This is a genomic window from Hansschlegelia beijingensis (assembly GCF_045505405.1).
GTDB classification, from domain to species: Bacteria; Pseudomonadota; Alphaproteobacteria; order Rhizobiales; family Methylopilaceae; genus Methylopila; species Methylopila beijingensis_A.
This window is the reverse complement of the sequence record NZ_JBJKEX010000670.1, coordinates 1-693: the sequence shown is the minus strand read 5'-3', so window position 1 is coordinate 693 and position 693 is coordinate 1. Positions and strand designations below refer to the sequence as shown.

The following is a 693-nucleotide window of genomic DNA, read 5'->3' as shown; positions in this document are numbered from 1 at the left end:
GGGCTCGCCCGCATCCCGGCGGCGGTCGACGGCGCCGCGCGCACGCTCGGCCAGAGCGCGGGTGGCGCCTTCCTGCGCATCCACCTGCCGCTGTCAAAGAGCGCGCTGGCCGCCGCCGCGCTGCTCGTCTTCGTGGACTGCATGAAGGAGCTGCCGGCGACGCTGCTGATCCGTCCGCTCAATTTCGAGACGCTGGCGACGCATCTCTACGGCGAGGCCGCGCGCGGAACCTATGAGGACGGAGCGGTGGCGGCGCTGATCATCGTCGCGGTCGGGCTGCTGCCGGTGATCCTGCTGTCGCGGATCGGAGCTGCGCGGACGGCGCGGGCGACCGTCTCGGCCACGCTCGGCGACGCCCCTCGGGGATCGGTCGAGGTCAGTCCCGCGCACTAGATCGGCGGCGCCCCCGGACCCTCATGAGGGCACAGGGCCATGACGCTGGGCCTGTGCGCGCTATCCTCCAGCGGGCTGCGGCGCGGCGCGGGGCCGGCCGGCGCGCGGGAGGCGATCTCATGTCCGAAGCGAAGCGCGTTCTCATCATCGGCGAGAAGCCCGACATGGTCGACTTCTCGGACCCGGCGATTCCGCCGGGCATGGACGCCGCCAAGGTCCAGGCCGGCCTCGACGCCGCGATGCGCGCGCTGCGGGAGCGTCGTCGACGCCATCGGGAACACGCCGCTGATCCGGCTCGTC

Annotated in this window: 2 pseudogenes; both read left to right on the top strand. The window is 73.2% G+C overall.

Annotated features, from left to right (window positions below):
- A pseudogene (locus ACIKT0_RS19540) lies at positions 1–393 on the top strand (hypothetical protein); the annotation flags it as partial.
- Between the two features lie 119 nt (positions 394–512).
- Positions 513–693: pseudogene (locus tag ACIKT0_RS19535) on the top strand (hypothetical protein); the annotation flags it as partial.